Origin of the sequence: uncultured Nostoc sp., from assembly GCF_964247315.1 — a bacterium.
Lineage (GTDB): Bacteria > Cyanobacteriota > Cyanobacteriia > Cyanobacteriales > Nostocaceae > Nostoc.
This window is the reverse complement of the sequence record NZ_CAXTTT010000019.1, coordinates 38163-53952: the sequence shown is the minus strand read 5'-3', so window position 1 is coordinate 53952 and position 15790 is coordinate 38163. Positions and strand designations below refer to the sequence as shown.

Sequence of the window (15790 nt, the reverse complement as noted above, 5' to 3'; positions counted from 1 at the left end):
TTACCCTCACGACTGGAGAGCAAAATCTTGGGCATAGAATTACGCAGTTTCGTATTTCTCGACAGCCTGCAACCTCAACATGCAGCATATATGGGAACAGTAGCCCAAGGCTTCTTACCATTACCAGGAGATACATCACTGTGGATTGAAATCTCTCCTGGTATCGAAATTAATAAAATTACGGATATAGCCCTAAAATCTGCCTCTGTCCGTCCGGGAGTACAGGTAGTTGAACGACTATACGGACTATTAGAAGTTCATTCTAGCTCCCAAGGCGAAACCAGAGCTGCTGGTCAAGCTATTTTGGCGGCACTGGGAGTCCGAAGAGAGGAATGTCTGAAACCGCGTGTTATTTCTAGTCAGATTATCCGCAACATCGATGCTTATCAAACACAACTGATTAATCGCACGCGCCGGGGACAGCTACTACTAGCAGGTCAAACGCTGTATGTATTAGAAGTGGAGCCTGCTGCTTACGCTGCACTGGCTGCTAATGAAGCAGAGAAAGCCGCGAGAATTAACATTCTTGAAGTTCAAGCTGTAGGTAGTTTTGGACGGCTTTACTTAGGTGGACAAGAACAGGATATTTTAGCAGGAGCAGCAGGAGCATTAACAGCCATTGAAAGTGTTGCTGGTCGCGTAAATTCTCTGGGTGGGCGTCAGGAGTAAAAAAGAGAAAATGGCAAATCGAGAGCATCTAACTTTACTCAAAGCAGGTGCAGTTACATGGATTGAGTGGAGAAAGAAAAATCCCCAGATTGAACCAGACCTCAGCGCCGCGAATCTGCAAGGCGATAACCTCAGAGGCGCAAACCTCCAGGGGGTAAACTTGAGAAGAGTCGATTTGGGTAATGCTTTACTCGTGCGAGCAAACCTCAGTGGTGCTGACCTCAGTAGTGCCAACCTCTATAAAGCCTTCCTGAATGAAGCTAACCTGAGTGCGGCTAACTTCAGTGTTGCTAACTTGAGTGGCGCTATACTCACCCAGGCAGATTTGAGTCATGCCAATTTGATTGGAGCTGACTTGAGTGGGGTGGATCTTAGAGGCGCTGCGATCGCATCTGCTAATCTAATTGGCACTGACTTAAAAGGTGCTAACTTGAAAGATGCCGATTTAGGTGCAGCAAAGTTGATTCGAGCTAACCTTACTTTTGCCAACCTCATTGAAGCTAACTTGATTGCGGCTGATCTCAGCGAGGCGAGTTTGTACGAAGCAGAAGTTTTAGGGGCTTATCTTTACAAAGCTGACTTATACAAAGCTAATCTGACCAAGGCTCACCTCAGTGGTGCATACCTGTTGCGGGCTAACCTAAGTGAAGCTGATTTGAGTCAAGCTGATTTAAGTTGGACTAACCTTAGAGGTGCAAATCTGGCAGGGGCAAATCTCAGAGGAACTAACCTTAGAGGAGCCGACATTTGGGGAGCTAACCTCAGCGGCGTAAATCTTCAGGAAACAATTATGCCTGCTTAACGCTTCAAGACACGATTAGTTTATAAGAAAAAGAAATTGACGTTTAGATTCATTTTTTGGGGTATCTCTTCCCACAACCAGCTTCACTGCTCAAGGAAGTATATAAAATTTATGTAAAGCTTAACTGTTATTAAGCTCAAAAATGTTTTGGAGAATCTATCAATTTAACTTATGTATTTCCAGATGTATTTCCTTAATAGAAAAAGTATTTTTTTACAAGCAAAAATTGATATTGAAACCTAACTTAACGAGAATGTCGTATTAAGCTAAAAAATCTTGTAACTTTTACTAAAAAAAACAGTATTCTTTTAAAAATACTTAATTAAAATTTATATTTTTTTATAACAATACTAAAAATCAAAAAATTTGCATTTTTAAGATTTGGTAAAGAATTTGACGTAACCTTTCAATTATGATAGTAAATAATTATAGGTATAGTTGAAAATATAAAAGCTTGGGGAAAATCAATAATTAAAATAGATTAATTGGAACCCAATTTACATAATCAGCTAACTAAATCAATAACTAATATTTTCTCAGTAATATTGGTATTAATTAAGTTAGTAAAAGTATCTATATTTAAACTTATAGTTTCAATTAATCAACATTAGAACATTAGAACTGATGAAGGGTTATTTGACTGAGGCCAAACTTAGGCATTAGTTAAAAATTCAGTAAAAATAATAAATATGGCAGTTATTTACGGTACTACATCTGCTGACATAAGAAATGGGACTTCGGGAGATGACACGATATATGGTTGGGCTAATGGTGATAACGTCAATAGTCTTTCCGGTAACGACACCCTGAATGGTGCGGCTGGTAGTGATAATTTATTTGGTGGGACGGAAAACGACAGTTTAATCGGTGGCCTTGGTAATGACACACTTGATGGCGGCTTGGGTACTGACACCTTAAATGGGGGAGTAGACGACGACATTTACATTATTGACAGCGCTATTGATACCATTATAGAAGCTGTGAATTCAGGTACAGATACCGTCCGGTCTTCTGTCACCTACACACTAGGCACTAATCTGGAAAACCTGACGCTGAGGGAAACTAGCGCCATCAACGGGACAGGTAACAGTCTGAACAACTTTCTCTTTGGTAATACTTTTAATAACACTCTAAATGGAAGAGCAGGCAATGACACACTAGACGGTAATGTAGGCAATGATATCCTCAATGGTGAGGATGACAATGATAGCCTACAGGGCGGGCCCGGCAATGACATACTCAATGGTGAGTCTGGAAACGATATCCTCATTGGTGTTTGGCCCGGTAGTCCACTCTCACCGGGATTAGGAGAGACTGATACCTTAACTGGCGGCGTTGGGCTAGATAGATTTGTCCTTGGGGACGCTAGAAATGTCTACTACGACGATAAAAACACTGCGAATGCTGGTTTTGGGGACTTGGCTACGATTACCGACTTTAACCGTAATCAAGACCAAATAGAACTCAAAGGCTCTCCAAAGGACTACCGCCTACAAACTGTTGGAGTCGACACACAAATATTCTTAGACAAACCTGGTGCAGAACCAGATGAAATCATCGGTATTGTGCAGGGTATAGTCAACCTTAGACTTGATAGTAACGACTTCTTTTTCTATGAGCGGGAAAATGCTCGACAAGCTACAAACAATACCCTAGCTAGAGCTGAAGGATTGGGTTCTTTATCATCCGGCTCAAACGTTAATCTCTCAGGGGAGTTAGTAACAGTTCAACCGGGGGACAATCCCGATTTTGACTTTTTTACATTTTTTCTAGCAAATCCAAAAACTGTCACTATCGGTGCGGTGACAACCGATGATACAGTGATTGGACTGTTTAATAATGCTGGGACTTTACTGCAAAGTGATGATGATAGTGGCCCCGACTTTGGGTCATTAATCACCGCTTCACTAGGTGCAGGTACATACTCAATTTCAGTGAGTAAATATGCTTTCTTTCCTCAAGATGGCGGAACTTTTTCTGGCACTAGTGACAGCAACTCTGCTCCTTATACGCTAGAAGTCAGTTTGGCATAAGAATAGTACCCATTGCTCATTTCACACCGTAATCTCTAAAATTTTTTATCTCATCAACAGGATTTAGCAACAAAATTAACTGACTATTTTATCAAGAAAATCATGAATAACACTAAATTATCAAACCAAGTGAAAGGCAAGTTTATCGGTAAATTTACTACTAAAATATTGTTATTTACAATAACACTGTTATTCACAATAGTTTTATTAAATCATAGCACTATTGGAGTAAATATTGTACCACAGACCTTGCGTCCTGACATTAATATTCGCAATATTATTAATACCTTATCAGTCTCTCCTTCTGTTCGGATTGTAAAAGATCCACGAAACAATACCCTCTATTACCTCAAACTAAATGGTGAGATTTATCAAGTCAATTTAAACTCTTCTACTAAAACACTTGTGTACAATTCTAGTAATCATAATTTAAGTGAAACTCAAGGTATGGCCATTGGTCCTAACGGCACAATTTATTTAGTTGGCAATGCAAACCTTGTGAATAACCAAACTAAAGCAATTATTGTTAAAGGTGTAATTAATTCGAGTACAGGACAGCGTATCTGGTCTATTTTAGCTAAAAGTTCAGGCTATCCCAAAAGCAAAACAGCTTATGACCATCGGTTCAACGGTGTGGTTGTTAGCCTGGATGGTAAATTTATCTATGTGAATAGCGGTTCTCGTACCGATCATGGTGAGGTTCAGTCTGTTGATGGTCTATATCCTAATACTCGCGAAGTCGGATTAACCGCCTGTATACTCCGTCTTCCTAGTAATGGCAACAATCTCTTTCTGGCAAACAATCGAGCAACCTTAAAGGCAGCTGGCTATATTTTTGCAGAAGGAACACGCAATACTTTCGATATGGCTTTTGCGCCCAATGGGGATTTATTTGGTACAGAAAATGGCCCCGATCGCGATATGTCAGAAGAATTAAATTGGCTACGTTTAGGTGGTAATTATGGCTTTCCCTGGCGTATTGGTGGGACAGACAATCCACAACAATTTCCCAATTATAATCCTGCTACTGACCGATTGTTAAGCCCTCAATTTAACGCCATCCAAAAAGGTTATTATCGTAACGATCCAACCTTTCCTATTCGGCCTACTGAAAATTTGATTGAACCAATTCCTAATCTTGGCCCGGACGCAGATAATTACCGCGATCCTGTAGATGGAAAAATCAAAGATGCCAGTGTTCTTGGACAAAGTTTTAGCACTTTTACAACACACCGTTCTCCTTTAGGATTAGTTTTTGATACACAAGGAGTAATGAGTCCAGAATTCAACAAAGATGGATTTATGTTGAGTTGGACAGCAGGCGACCCCACTGGCGAAACACTAATAGGCCCTTTTAAAGATGCCAGCCAAGACCTACTGCATTTAAAGTTAACTAAAGTAGGAGATACTAACTATAAACTTAACGCTACGCGCCTTGTCACAGGTTTTAGTAATCCCATTGATGCTGAGATTATTGGCAATAAGATTTATGTTCTAGAATATGGTGGAAATCAAGGAATTTGGGAAGTCTCTATGCCTACCAAGTAAAACATTAGACCTCTTGCACGAATACAAAACTAACCCTCATCCCCCAACTCCTTCTCCCAAAATTGGGAGAAGGGGAGACAATTTCAAAGTCCTTCTCCCAAGCTTGGGAGAGGGATTTAGGGTGAAAGCTCATTGATTCATGCAAGAAGTCTATTACTTAGTCCTCTGGAGTGCTGCCTCCAGTCAGACATTGAGTGAGAGACTCAATGAATGCATTCCCAGTCGGAGACTGGGAACGAGGAAAGTCTTATCAAGCTAGGTTTTGAGGACTTGTATGTACACTGTAGGCTCTTCGAGAGGAGACTAAAAACGTAGCTTTGGCTCTTTGGTTTAAAAGCAATGACAAAATGTCCAACCCACAAAAAATGTCTACAATTTCAACTTTTCACCACGAATCGAATAATCTAACAACTCCATCGGGTGAATAACTGAAATCTTCTTACCTTGCAACTGCAAATGTTTAGTAATTTGCAAAGTACACCCCGGATTAGCAGAAGCAATTAACTCAGCACCAGTATTCAACAAATTCTGCACTTTTTGCTGACCCAATTCTTCAGAAACTTCTGGTTGCAGCATATTATAAACCCCGGCACTGCCACAACACAAAGCTGCATCTATTGGTTCTCTCAACTTCACTCCTGGAATTTGTCGCAACACTTGACGCGGTTGGACGCTAATCTTTTGTCCGTGCAATAAATGACAAGCATCTTGATAAACTAAATTCAATGGTTTATCAGTCAACGGTGAAAGTTCCGCTGTTAACCCAACAGTTGCTAAAAACTCTTGAGCATCTTTAACCTTAGCTGCAAAATCCTTTGCCTTTTGCCGATATTCTAGGTCATCTTCTAAAATATGACCGTACTCTTTTAAAGTATGACCGCAACCAGCAGCATTAATAATCACGAAATCTACATCTGTCTTGGCAAAACTATCAATCATTTGTCTTGCTAAAGCTTTCGCCTGTTCTGTTTGTCCTTGGTGTTCGGGAAGTGCTGCACAACAACCTTGAGATTTAGGAATCACAACTTCACAACCATTTGCTGTTAAAACGCGAACTGTCGCTTCATTCACGGGTGAGAAAAACAGCCGTTGGACGCAACCCAAAATCATCCCAACGCGATACCGCTTCTCACCTTTAGCAGGAATCACAGTCGGCAAATTATCTTGAAAAGATTTGAGAGTAATTTCTGGCAGAATTGATTCCATTGCTGCCAAACGGGGCGATATTTTATTGAGTAAACCCGTATATCGAAAGAATTTGGCAAATCCCAACTTTTGATAAACCAACAACGGAACTAATAAAATCCGTAAAAGATTGGGATAGGGAAACAGAGAAAATATCAGTTGACGAAAAAATTGATCTGGTAAACTACGGGGATAATTTCGTTCAATTTGATGACGAGTTGTAGAAATTAATTTGTCATACTGTACGCCAGAAGGACAGGTACTCACACAAGCAAGACATCCTAAACAAGAATCAAAATGTTCTACTGTTGCCGTATTGAGAGCAATTTCACCCTCATTAATTGCATCCATTAAATAGATGCGTCCTCTAGGAGAATCCATCTCCTTACCAAGTACCCGATAACTGGGACAAGTCGAAAGACAAAATCCACAATGGACACAACTATCAATCAACTTCGGATCAGGTGGATGACTCTCATCAAAGCCATTCAAATTCTTTAAACTAGCCGTATTATTAACAGAATTTTTTGAAACTTGCATATTTCTCTTTTTCCCCTCTCTATCTCAGCGTTCTCTGTGTCTCTGCGGTTTGTTTCTTAAATTCCACCCACAAACCGACCAGGACTTAAAATATTCTTACTATCAAACTGTTCCTTAATACGGCGCATCAACGGCAAAGCATTCCCCGTATAACCCCAAACATCTATTTGTTCTTTAACTGCCATTGGTGCTGACAAAATTGTTAAAAAACCTTTATGATTTTGAGTGCGTAGGCGCAGCCCGCCGTAGGCATCGCTTCCAGCAGAGCCTAGCCGATCGCGGATTTTCAAAACTTGATTTTTATTCTCTAATTGTAACAAACCTAAACCACTACTAATATGAATTAAACCCAACTCCACCTGAGTCAAAATCTCCACAGCAGCAGTAGGCAACACTCCTATTTTGCAGGTAATTACTGATTCTGTAGCATTAGTATGTATTCGTTTTTGCAATCTTTGCCATAGATTAGCTTCATCAACATCGGCAAAAATTGCCCCATCTAAGCCCAACTTTTGCCCAACTTCCAAAACTCGGTTTGACTGTTCCTTAACACTCTCACTAATACTTTGAAAGCGAGCAATTAATCCCAGTCCTTCACCCAATCCTAAACTAGATACCAATTTAGTTGATAGCAAATCAGCCTGAATCGGTGTTAACGCCGAACCTCGAAGGATATCAGCCGCTTGGGATACAGCCTCAGCTTTCCCAGTTAGTACCACCGTTCCCGATGCCTCTGCTAGCGGATATAGGCGAAAAGTTAGTTGACTAATAAAGCCTAATGTGCCATAAGACCCGGTAAACAACTTCATCAAGTCATATCCAGCGACATTTTTAACTACTCTTCCCCCAGCTTTGGCGATTTGTCCATCAGCACGGACAAAGGTAATACCTAGTAGCTGGTCGCGCACACTACCATAGCGTTGCCGCAGAGAACCTGTATCACCTGTGGCAACAATACCACCAATGGTTGCTGACTCTGGTGCTGTGGGGTCAAGAGCAAGAAATTGCCGCGACTTTGCCAAAAGTGCTTCGAGATCGGAAAATTTCATCCCCGCTTCTACGGTGACAGTCAAATCGCCAACGGCGTGTTCAATCAGTTGGTTAATGCGTTCTGTACTAACTACAACATCAATGCCCTTAACTAAACCACCCCAGCTAAGTTTACTACCGCTACCACAGGGGAGGACGCGCCAGTTGTTTGTGTGAGCTGTGGCGATGACTGCGGCTAGCTGTTGTTGGGTACGCGGATAGACAATACAACTGGGAAGCTTTCCAGAAGCCATAGCCTGTTGAATACGTTTTTGCTGACCGAGTTCGATATTTTCCCAAAGGCAAATAGCATTTTCTTCACCGACGATAGATGCAAAATCAGAAGCGCAGACGCCTTGCGGCTTGTCGTTAGACATCGCTTTTATTTAGTTTATTTTTTTACGCCCTACATCTAATTTAACGTGAGTTCGACACGGTGAATTGACTGTGGTAGTAGATTCGGGATGATGAAGTGAGATTGCATATTTGCGAAGCTTTGTCACTATATCCCTCTCAAGACCAATGAAAAATGTATTAGAGGATGTAAAAATTTTTAGTGTTATTAAGTATTATGATTATTTAACTAATGCGGAAGTCATAGAATTATGGTCAAGAAAGTAGTTATTGTAGGTGCTGGACCTTGCGGACTTTTGCTTGCTCACTACTTGTTAAGTCGTGGCGACAAATACGAAATCGATATTTATGAACGTCGCAGCGACCCTAGAATTGTTTCATTCTCTACATCCAGAACCTACCCTATCTCTCTGAACGAAAGAGGAATGAGAGCTTTAAGAAAAATTGAGGGTTTAGAAGAAGCGGTCAAATCCAGAAGTTTGGAGGTGACAGGAACGATTTTTCACCAAAAAAACGGTAAGACACGGTTGAATCCAAGAAATAAATCTCTCTTTACGCTTGACCGCACTAGCCTGGCAATTGTGCTATTAGAAAATTTAAACCAAAAGTACGACAAGAGTAAACTCAACCTGAACTTTAACTGTCAATGTACTTCTGTGGATTTTGTGGCAAAGACAGTAACATTGAAAAATGTTGTGGAAGCCTCTATGGTTGAAGGAAAACATGAGTTCACTGTTGATTATGACCTATTAATAGGTGCAGATGGAGCAAATTCTCAGATAAGAGAGAATTTTTTTGCTACAAAAGACTTTGAGTGCCAGCAGAAATATGTCCCTAATGACTATAAATCGATTTTCCTGCCTCGTCCCAATGAAAATTCAAGTATCAACTTAGAACAAGGTAAAATTCATTCTTGGATACTAAACGATAGTACGCTGATAGTACTATTACATCAACAAGATGGAAGCATGAGTGGAGTCGTTTTATTTCTCCATAAAAAAAATCAGATAGTTAATCTTTCCAATACAGAAGAAGTTCTCACATTTTTTCAAAAGAATTTCCCAGAAGTTTATCAGATGATGCCCAGGGAAGAAGCTGAAGCTTTCCTCACTAGACCTGTATCAAGAATTTTAACAATTCGTTGTAACCGTTATCACCAAGGTGATAGTGTCCTACTTCTGGGAGATGCAGCACATGCCGTATCTTCCTCTATTGGTCAAGGTTGCAATGCGGCACTTGAAGATGTTGTCTTATTTGACAACCTTTTAGACGAGTATTCTGACAATATTGAGGAGGTTGTTGAACAATTTACTGTTCGCCGGAAGCAAGATGCTCACGCCTTAGTTGAGCTTGGGGATAACGCATTTCCCTCGACTATGGGATTGTTTATTGAATTTATATTGAGGGAAAGTATTGCCAAAACTCTGCACAAACTTTTTCCCCATCGCTTCTCACCTTCACTATCTGAGCTAATATTTGAAACCATAGTTCCCTATTCAGAAATTCTGAACTCATACAAAGGTTGGATATCCAAAGTGAAAAAATCAAACGCCAAATTGTCAACGAACTTGTAGCAATTGGCAAGTTGACATTATATGTAAATAAAAAAATTAAATTTATCTTCACAAAAGTGGTACTGATTATCCCAGATTTGCTTAGTCTTTAAAATTAAGAAGCAATCATAAAAGTTTTTATTGTTCATCCTCAATGTACCAGCAAAAAAATAATGATTTACCAAAAAGTCAACTTAGATAATACATCTGTATTTGAGCAGTTATGGAGTATTACAAACCAATTGCGACAAAAGCTAGAGAATCGTTTTCAGCTAAATCCAGCAGATTTTACAAATGATTTAAATAGCTACAGTAGCATTGACGGTAATTTTCAGGGTTCACTTAAGGCTTTTTCTGGTACGGAAATTGATTGGTTAGTGCATGTGTTGTCGCATAACGAAAAGTCAAATTTTAGTGTCATGCGTCTGACTGTTTGGTTAGGTTCCCACATCCGTGTTCCGCATCTAACGTTTGAGTTTGGTACGCTTCCAGATATTTTCTTTTATTTAGATTACATTCCTCGAACCGATTTATTGACAGACCTGGACTATCTGGAACGCTACTATGAGCCTGTTAATCAGTTATTCCTGAATTTGCAGCAAGAACCAAGTCTTTCAATGTACACCAGCAAGAGCGTGTATATTCGTCAATTCATGTCGCCTATCAGGTTATGCTATACAAGTCCTGCCACAAATGATACAGTCAACCTCATTCGTACATTTGCCAACGAAATGCTCGAACGCTGGATAAACTGGGTAGACGAAGCGGAGCCTGTGGCAGAAGATATACGGACTGCTTTGGCAGAACGTGACTTGTTTTTGCGCCGTAGCAGTGCTGAACAAGACCCAGGAAATAAGTTAGCAGAGCAGATGTTTGGTAAAGAATTGACTGATAAAGTAGTGCAGGCATTATGGGGAGGAGATAGGAATTAATCGCTGGCATATTGTAATATTTGTCATCAAAAGCCAGACATGACAGAGGCGTTTTACCTGCTTTTCTGACATCATGCAGGCTTGTTTCTTCAGAGTATATGCTCTACTCTGCGCTGAAAAACATATTACATAGTAAGGATTTGAAGTCCTTAAATCAAGAAAACTTCAATTGATACAGTTTTAACCGTGGCGATCGCAAAAGTAGTAGATTTATGGCTGGAATGTCTCACCGCCGCCTGGATAATTTGGGCGATCGCTTCGGTATCATTAGTAATTACATGTGCTTTTTGCTGAAGATAAGCTCCTAGTATTACATAATACCTATTTTTAGATTCCCACTCGTAACTCAGCACTTCTAACTCCTCACTCCTGACTAAGCAACTACCAACTCTTCAGTTGTTCGGCATTGCAATTTTAAAATTTCAGGGGAGAAAGTAGTAGATGAGTGAAATTTAACTGATCTACTACAGGTAGAGTTAGGAGATAATTTGCATCTGTATAATATCTTTATATGGGAAAAATTAGAAATTACAGCGGTGTTAGTTGAATAGATTAGAGAGGTCTGGGCGTAGTCTATTCATTTGAATATCGCTATGAAAGTGGAATTTTTGAGAAGAAATTTATGTTGATATGATTAACTTTTAAAAAAAGGTAGCAGATGGGTATAAATTACCCCTCTGCTACAAGCAAACGGAGGTATAAAATTGATTATTTAATTGGCATGAACCAATTCTTGAGGCGCTGCGGCATCATATTCTACAGCTTTAACAAATTCCTTGAGAACGTCTTTGAGTCTTTGCTCAATTTCCTCATCTAACAGGACGCTGTTATCAGCTTGTCGTTGAATTTGTTTGTCTACCGCATAAATGGTGGCTAGGATATGTCGCGCTCCTAATTCAGATAACACAGGTTTCAGAGCGTATTCAATTGCCAATAAATGAGCGATCGTTCCACCCAGAGCAATTGGTAAGACGGGTTTACCTGTTAATGATTTTTGTGGCAGTAAATCTAGAAATGTTTTTAGCACTCCTGTGTAAGCAGCTTTGTAAATTGGGGTGGCAATAATCACACCATCTGCCTTTGCTAATAAAGCTTTTGGCTGTTCTAAAGCAGGGCTGTCGTATCGTCCAAAAACTAAATCTTCAGCAGGCAAATCGCGAACTGAAATAATATCTACATGCAAGCCTTCTTGTTGTAAAAGCTTGGCAGTATATTCGACAACACCATAGGTTCTAGATGGATGGGTTGGACTACCTGCGATCGCTAGAATATTTGTCATTCAATTAAACTCCCAATTTCTTAAATGGGTTCAGTAGGTTTTGCAGTTTTGGTCTTCATAGCTGATGCTGTGTTAACCTTCTCACTCAGACGTTTGTAGGGACGGCATAAACTCATACTCTCTACTTCCCAGATGTAGCCATGAATAACTACATCTTGGGGAATTAAAGGAGAATTACGCAATAATTCCACCTGCTGTGTGCAGATTTCATCCACATCGGTAAACGTTTTGATCCACTTGGAAAAAACGCCTTTTGGTAGCTTCAATTCTGGCAAAGCAGGATCGACACTAACTTGATCCACGTCAATACCTTGATTTCGCAATACCTCACTGAGAAAGTCTCCTGATGCTGTCATCATGCCACATTCGGTATGATTAATGACGATGATTTCTTTGGTGCCAAAAAACTGTGTAGTTAACATTGCTGACCGAATCGCATCATCTGTAACTAAACCCCCAGCATTACGGAAAATATGAGCATCTCCTTCACCAATTCCTAATGCTTTCTCCACTGGTAAACGTTCATCCATGCAAGCTAGCACCCACAAGCGTTTATTATTAGGTACTCCTAATTGACGACGCAATGCCCACGCTTCTTTTTCTGAGATTTTTTGGTCGATTTGTTGGTGCAGCATGGCTGTTAATCTCCTAGTTCATAATTACTAGGATATGGACGTTGCTCTCTCTTGAGGCTTTTGCTTAGGGAAATCTTCATTTGCCACAATCTCACCAAATGGACTTAAGACATGTTGCTTCTCCACTGCGGGTAAATTCTCTAATGGCAGATGGGGAAATAGAAGTTCTGCAACTCGATAAGCTTCCTCTAGGTGGGGATAGCCAGAGAGGATAAAGGACTCAACACCCAAAGAAGCGTATTCTAATATCCTGGCAGCTACGGTTTGGGGATCGCCGACTAACGCTGTTCCTGCACCACCCCGCACTAAACCAACTCCCGCCCACAGGTTCGGGCTAATCTCTAAGGCCTCACGATTACCGTGGTGTAATTGAGTCATTCGCTGTTGTCCAACTGAATCCATCCGGGCATAAGCTTTTTGGGCATAAGCGATCGCCTCATCATCTACATACTTAATCAATTGATTCGCCGCATCCCAAGCTTCACTCTCGGTTTCCCGCACAATCACATGTAGGCGAATCCCAAACTGCAAAGTTCGGCCTTGTGTTTCTGCAAGCTTGCGAACTGATGCAATTTTTTCGGCTACTTGCGCCGGTGGTTCGCCCCAAGTCAAATAGACATCTATATGCTTGGCAGCAATTTTTTGGGCGATGGCAGAGGAACCGCCAAACCACAAGGGCGGATATGGCTTTTGGACAGGTGGAAACAGCAGTTTCCCATCCTGAATGTTGAAATAGTCTCCTTGGAGATTGGCTTGTTCTCCACTAGCGATCGCTCGCCATACTGTTAAAAATTCATCTGTTAATTCATAGCGTTGATCGTGATCCAAATGCAAGCCATCTCCCGCTAACTCTACGGGATCGCCACCTGTCACGACATTTATCAGCAAGCGTCCACCAGAGAGGCGATCGAAAGTCGCCGCCATCCGCGCTGCCACTCCAGGCGATACCAAGCCGGGACGAATCGCCACCAAAAAACGCATCTGTCGCGTCAGTGATACCAACGTTGAAGCTACAATCCAAGCATCTTCGCAAGAACGCCCCGTGGGTAGCAATGCCCCTGTATAACCAAGGTCATCCACCGCTTGGGCAATCTGCCGCAGATAAGGAAAGCTTACTGCCCGTCCGCCTGTAGCAGTTGCAAGGTAACGTCCGTCGCCGTGGGTTGGGATGAACCATAGTAGCTGCATGAATCCTGTCCTTTTAAACTACGGCATTTCTATCGAATTACCGTTATTTATTTATAGTTTTTAGAGTATCACATATTCTACTTAACCCAGCAAGAAGTTTTTCAAAAAACTCCGGTATCTCTATCAGACCAATGTATATTAGGCAGTGTTCAATAAGCTAGCGATCAAAAAAATTGGGGATTGGGGAGTTATTCCTCTTGTCCCCTTGTCTCCTCATCTCCCCTGCCCCCTTCTTTCTGTCTCTAGGGAGAATACAGGAATAGCATCGTTGTGTATATTAGTTTACTTATCCCTAACCTTCTGTTAAATTAACCTTAATATACGCCAAGCTGATTGACTTAATGTACTTAGTTTCCAGCTAGAAACGTGGGTAGCTATCCAGTCCACTGGCAATAGGCGCAAAATTCCGTTCTGTCTCTAGGAGAAATAATGCAATGGGGCCAATGTTTATTGCTGCCAACGATTGGCCACATATAGCGTTTAGATTATCTTTGGCGCTCCTAGTTGGTTGCTTGATTGGATTTAACCGTCAGCAAGGGGGTAGACCAGCAGGGATGAGAACATTTATGCTCGTGAGTATGGGGGCAGCACTATTCGTGATGATTCCTTTGCAGGCTGAGGGCGAGAGTCCGTATGCTGCTACTAATGCACTGAGTCGCACAATTCAAGGTGTAGCTACCGGGATCGGATTTCTCGGAGCCGGATTGATTTTACAAGAGTCTCCGAGAAAATCTGCAACGCCAAAAGTAAAGGGTTTAACTACAGCCGCCTGTGTCTGGACGGCCGCCGCCTTGGGGGCTGCAATTGGTTGTGGTCTATGGCAAATGGGATTATTAGGAGGCTTACTCACCCTAATTACCTTAAGTGGGGTGAAGCGGCTCAATCGCGCATTTGTATTTCTGACGAATCAAGGTAAACAGGCGACTACTCACGATCTTACAAGCATCTCTGATGAAGATGATTGACTATGGTCATGCTCCAATTGAAAAGTATACTTGTATTATTTGTCCAAAATTAAGTCAAATCGCTCAGATTGCCGCCTAATATTTTATTGAAAAATAATTTGTTGTTTCTTAGCTAATTTTAATCAGTTTATCAGGGCTAATTCAGAGCGATCGCTGATTATAGTCATTCATGTAGGGAATTCCGTACTGGAATTGATTGGCCAGGGAACCGGAAAATAGAAAATAATAGATATATGGACAAACGCTATTTTTTACAGGCTAGTGCAGTCATAGTCGGCACAGCATTGTTATCAAGGTATATCAATTGGGGGTCACAAGCAATGACAACTTCTCAGAGCGGATTTGAAGTTACTAAACCAGAGTCAGAATGGCGCACGATTTTGACGCCAGAACAGTTTAATGTCTTGCGTAAACATGGAACTGAACGCCCTTACACCAGTCCATTGGATAAGGAATACGACCAAGGCACTTATTATTGTGCCGCCTGTGAACTACCACTGTTTACATCTGATACCAAATTTAATAGTGGTACTGGCTGGCCTAGCTTCTTTAATCCAATTGAAGGTGCGATCGCTACGACTGTAGACAAGTCGTTGTTTATGACTAGAACTGAAGTGCATTGTAGTCGCTGTGGTGGTCATCTAGGTCATGTTTTTGATGATGGCCCTGCACCCACTGGTAAGCGCTACTGCATGAACGGTGTTTCGCTGAAGTTTGATCCTGCTTGATAAGTTGCATAGGCGTAGCCCGTCGTGACATCGCACACATAACCTAAATCATCCGATTTTGGAGCTTGACCAAGGGTGAATAAATTTTTGACAATAACTTTTCCTATTCAGTGCTAATGGACGAAGTATTGTCAATTTAAAGAAATGCAACTCTTGGTCTTCGCTAAAACTATTTCCCTAAATCGTCCTATTTATTTGGGTCTTTTTTCTCCTTTTTGTCTTTGGGATCTTTTTTAGGTTTTTTAGCTTCTTTATTACTTTTTCTTTCTTTCGACATCAGCGTTCTCCAACTAGGTGAATCAGTAAAAGCTTTCCCATTCTGCCGTCAGGAAATCAGGATATTACTTACC

Annotated in this window: 14 protein-coding genes; 8 read left to right on the top strand and 6 right to left on the bottom strand. The window is 41.0% G+C overall.

What is annotated here, in order from left to right:
* The first annotated feature begins 27 nt into the window (after positions 1-27).
* From ACFE93_RS08285 to ACFE93_RS08270, 4 genes are all read left to right on the top strand, one after another.
* Complete coding sequence (locus ACFE93_RS08285; RefSeq protein ID WP_292856419.1) at positions 28-669, top strand: hypothetical protein; 642 nt, start codon at positions 28-30, stop codon at positions 667-669.
* A gap of 10 nt (positions 670-679) precedes the next feature.
* Positions 680-1471: a pentapeptide repeat-containing protein gene (locus ACFE93_RS08280; protein ID WP_375472855.1), complete on the top strand. Its 792-nt coding sequence runs from the start codon at positions 680-682 to the stop codon at positions 1469-1471.
* Positions 1472-2160: 689 nt separating this feature from the next.
* Positions 2161-3504 (top strand): DVUA0089 family protein, encoded by a 1344-nt coding sequence (locus ACFE93_RS08275; RefSeq protein WP_375472854.1) that lies wholly within the window; start codon positions 2161-2163, stop codon positions 3502-3504.
* 102 nt (positions 3505-3606) lie between these two features.
* Positions 3607-5052, top strand: a complete 1446-nt coding sequence (locus ACFE93_RS08270) for a PQQ-dependent sugar dehydrogenase (RefSeq protein ID WP_375472853.1) — start codon at positions 3607-3609, stop codon at positions 5050-5052.
* A gap of 369 nt (positions 5053-5421) precedes the next feature.
* On the opposite strand, the gene ACFE93_RS08265 is transcribed toward ACFE93_RS08270, so the two are convergent.
* Together ACFE93_RS08265 and ACFE93_RS08260 are read right to left on the bottom strand one after the other, a co-directional pair.
* Positions 5422-6777, bottom strand: coding sequence for a (Fe-S)-binding protein (locus ACFE93_RS08265; RefSeq protein WP_375472852.1), 1356 nt, complete (start codon positions 6775-6777; stop codon positions 5422-5424).
* A gap of 56 nt (positions 6778-6833) precedes the next feature.
* Positions 6834-8183 carry an FAD-binding oxidoreductase gene (locus ACFE93_RS08260; protein WP_375472851.1) on the bottom strand — a complete coding sequence of 450 codons (1350 nt, stop codon included), beginning with the start codon at positions 8181-8183 and terminating at the stop codon, positions 6834-6836.
* A 228-nt stretch (positions 8184-8411) separates the two neighbouring features.
* Here ACFE93_RS08260 and ACFE93_RS08255 point away from each other — a divergent pair, with 228 nt between their 5' ends.
* Together ACFE93_RS08255 and ACFE93_RS08250 are read left to right on the top strand one after the other, a co-directional pair.
* On the top strand, positions 8412-9734 hold the full coding sequence (locus tag ACFE93_RS08255) for an FAD-dependent oxidoreductase (RefSeq protein WP_375472850.1): 1323 nt from the start codon (positions 8412-8414) through the stop codon (positions 9732-9734).
* A 152-nt stretch (positions 9735-9886) separates the two neighbouring features.
* A complete protein-coding gene (locus ACFE93_RS08250; RefSeq protein WP_375472849.1) occupies positions 9887-10645 on the top strand; it encodes a red chlorophyll catabolite reductase in 759 nt (252 codons plus the stop codon).
* A 149-nt stretch (positions 10646-10794) separates the two neighbouring features.
* Here the strand turns inward: ACFE93_RS08250 and ACFE93_RS08245 are convergent, their stop codons facing one another.
* The 4 genes from ACFE93_RS08245 to ssuD form a co-directional block, all read right to left on the bottom strand.
* The gene (locus tag ACFE93_RS08245; protein ID WP_375472848.1) at positions 10795-10998 is read right to left on the bottom strand and encodes a hypothetical protein; all 204 of its coding nucleotides are present in this window, start codon (positions 10996-10998) and stop codon (positions 10795-10797) included.
* Positions 10999-11357: 359 nt separating this feature from the next.
* On the bottom strand, positions 11358-11924 hold the full coding sequence (gene ssuE / locus ACFE93_RS08240) for an NADPH-dependent FMN reductase (protein WP_334935068.1): 567 nt from the start codon (positions 11922-11924) through the stop codon (positions 11358-11360).
* Between the two features lie 20 nt (positions 11925-11944).
* On the bottom strand, positions 11945-12559 hold the full coding sequence (locus ACFE93_RS08235; protein ID WP_375472847.1) for a beta-class carbonic anhydrase: 615 nt from the start codon (positions 12557-12559) through the stop codon (positions 11945-11947).
* A gap of 27 nt (positions 12560-12586) precedes the next feature.
* The gene (gene ssuD / locus ACFE93_RS08230; protein WP_375472846.1) at positions 12587-13747 is read right to left on the bottom strand and encodes an FMNH2-dependent alkanesulfonate monooxygenase; all 1161 of its coding nucleotides are present in this window, start codon (positions 13745-13747) and stop codon (positions 12587-12589) included.
* 434 nt (positions 13748-14181) lie between these two features.
* Between ssuD and ACFE93_RS08225 the strand changes: the two genes are divergently transcribed.
* A complete protein-coding gene (locus ACFE93_RS08225) occupies positions 14182-14712 on the top strand; it encodes an MgtC/SapB family protein (protein ID WP_375472845.1) in 531 nt (176 codons plus the stop codon).
* A 233-nt stretch (positions 14713-14945) separates the two neighbouring features.
* Positions 14946-15440 carry a peptide-methionine (R)-S-oxide reductase MsrB gene (gene msrB, locus ACFE93_RS08220; RefSeq protein ID WP_375472844.1) on the top strand — a complete coding sequence of 165 codons (495 nt, stop codon included), beginning with the start codon at positions 14946-14948 and terminating at the stop codon, positions 15438-15440.
* Positions 15441-15790: the final 350 nt, after the last annotated feature.

Excerpts from the sequence above, each read along its gene's own strand:
- ACFE93_RS08280 (WP_375472855.1), top strand. The coding sequence starts at position 680 with ATGGCAAATCGAGAGCATCTAACTTTACTCAAAGCAGGTGCAGTTACA.
- ACFE93_RS08275 (WP_375472854.1), top strand. The coding sequence starts at position 2,161 with ATGGCAGTTATTTACGGTACTACATCTGCTGACATAAGAAATGGGACT.
- ACFE93_RS08270 (WP_375472853.1), top strand. The coding sequence starts at position 3,607 with ATGAATAACACTAAATTATCAAACCAAGTGAAAGGCAAGTTTATCGGT.
- ACFE93_RS08265 (WP_375472852.1), bottom strand. The coding sequence starts at position 6,777 with ATGCAAGTTTCAAAAAATTCTGTTAATAATACGGCTAGTTTAAAGAAT.
- ACFE93_RS08260 (WP_375472851.1), bottom strand. The coding sequence starts at position 8,183 with ATGTCTAACGACAAGCCGCAAGGCGTCTGCGCTTCTGATTTTGCATCT.
- ACFE93_RS08255 (WP_375472850.1), top strand. The coding sequence starts at position 8,412 with ATGGTCAAGAAAGTAGTTATTGTAGGTGCTGGACCTTGCGGACTTTTG.
- ACFE93_RS08250 (WP_375472849.1), top strand. The coding sequence starts at position 9,887 with ATGATTTACCAAAAAGTCAACTTAGATAATACATCTGTATTTGAGCAG.
- ssuE (WP_334935068.1), bottom strand. The coding sequence starts at position 11,924 with ATGACAAATATTCTAGCGATCGCAGGTAGTCCAACCCATCCATCTAGA.
- ACFE93_RS08235 (WP_375472847.1), bottom strand. The coding sequence starts at position 12,559 with ATGCTGCACCAACAAATCGACCAAAAAATCTCAGAAAAAGAAGCGTGG.
- ssuD (WP_375472846.1), bottom strand. The coding sequence starts at position 13,747 with ATGCAGCTACTATGGTTCATCCCAACCCACGGCGACGGACGTTACCTT.
- ACFE93_RS08225 (WP_375472845.1), top strand. The coding sequence starts at position 14,182 with ATGGGGCCAATGTTTATTGCTGCCAACGATTGGCCACATATAGCGTTT.
- msrB (WP_375472844.1), top strand. The coding sequence starts at position 14,946 with ATGGACAAACGCTATTTTTTACAGGCTAGTGCAGTCATAGTCGGCACA.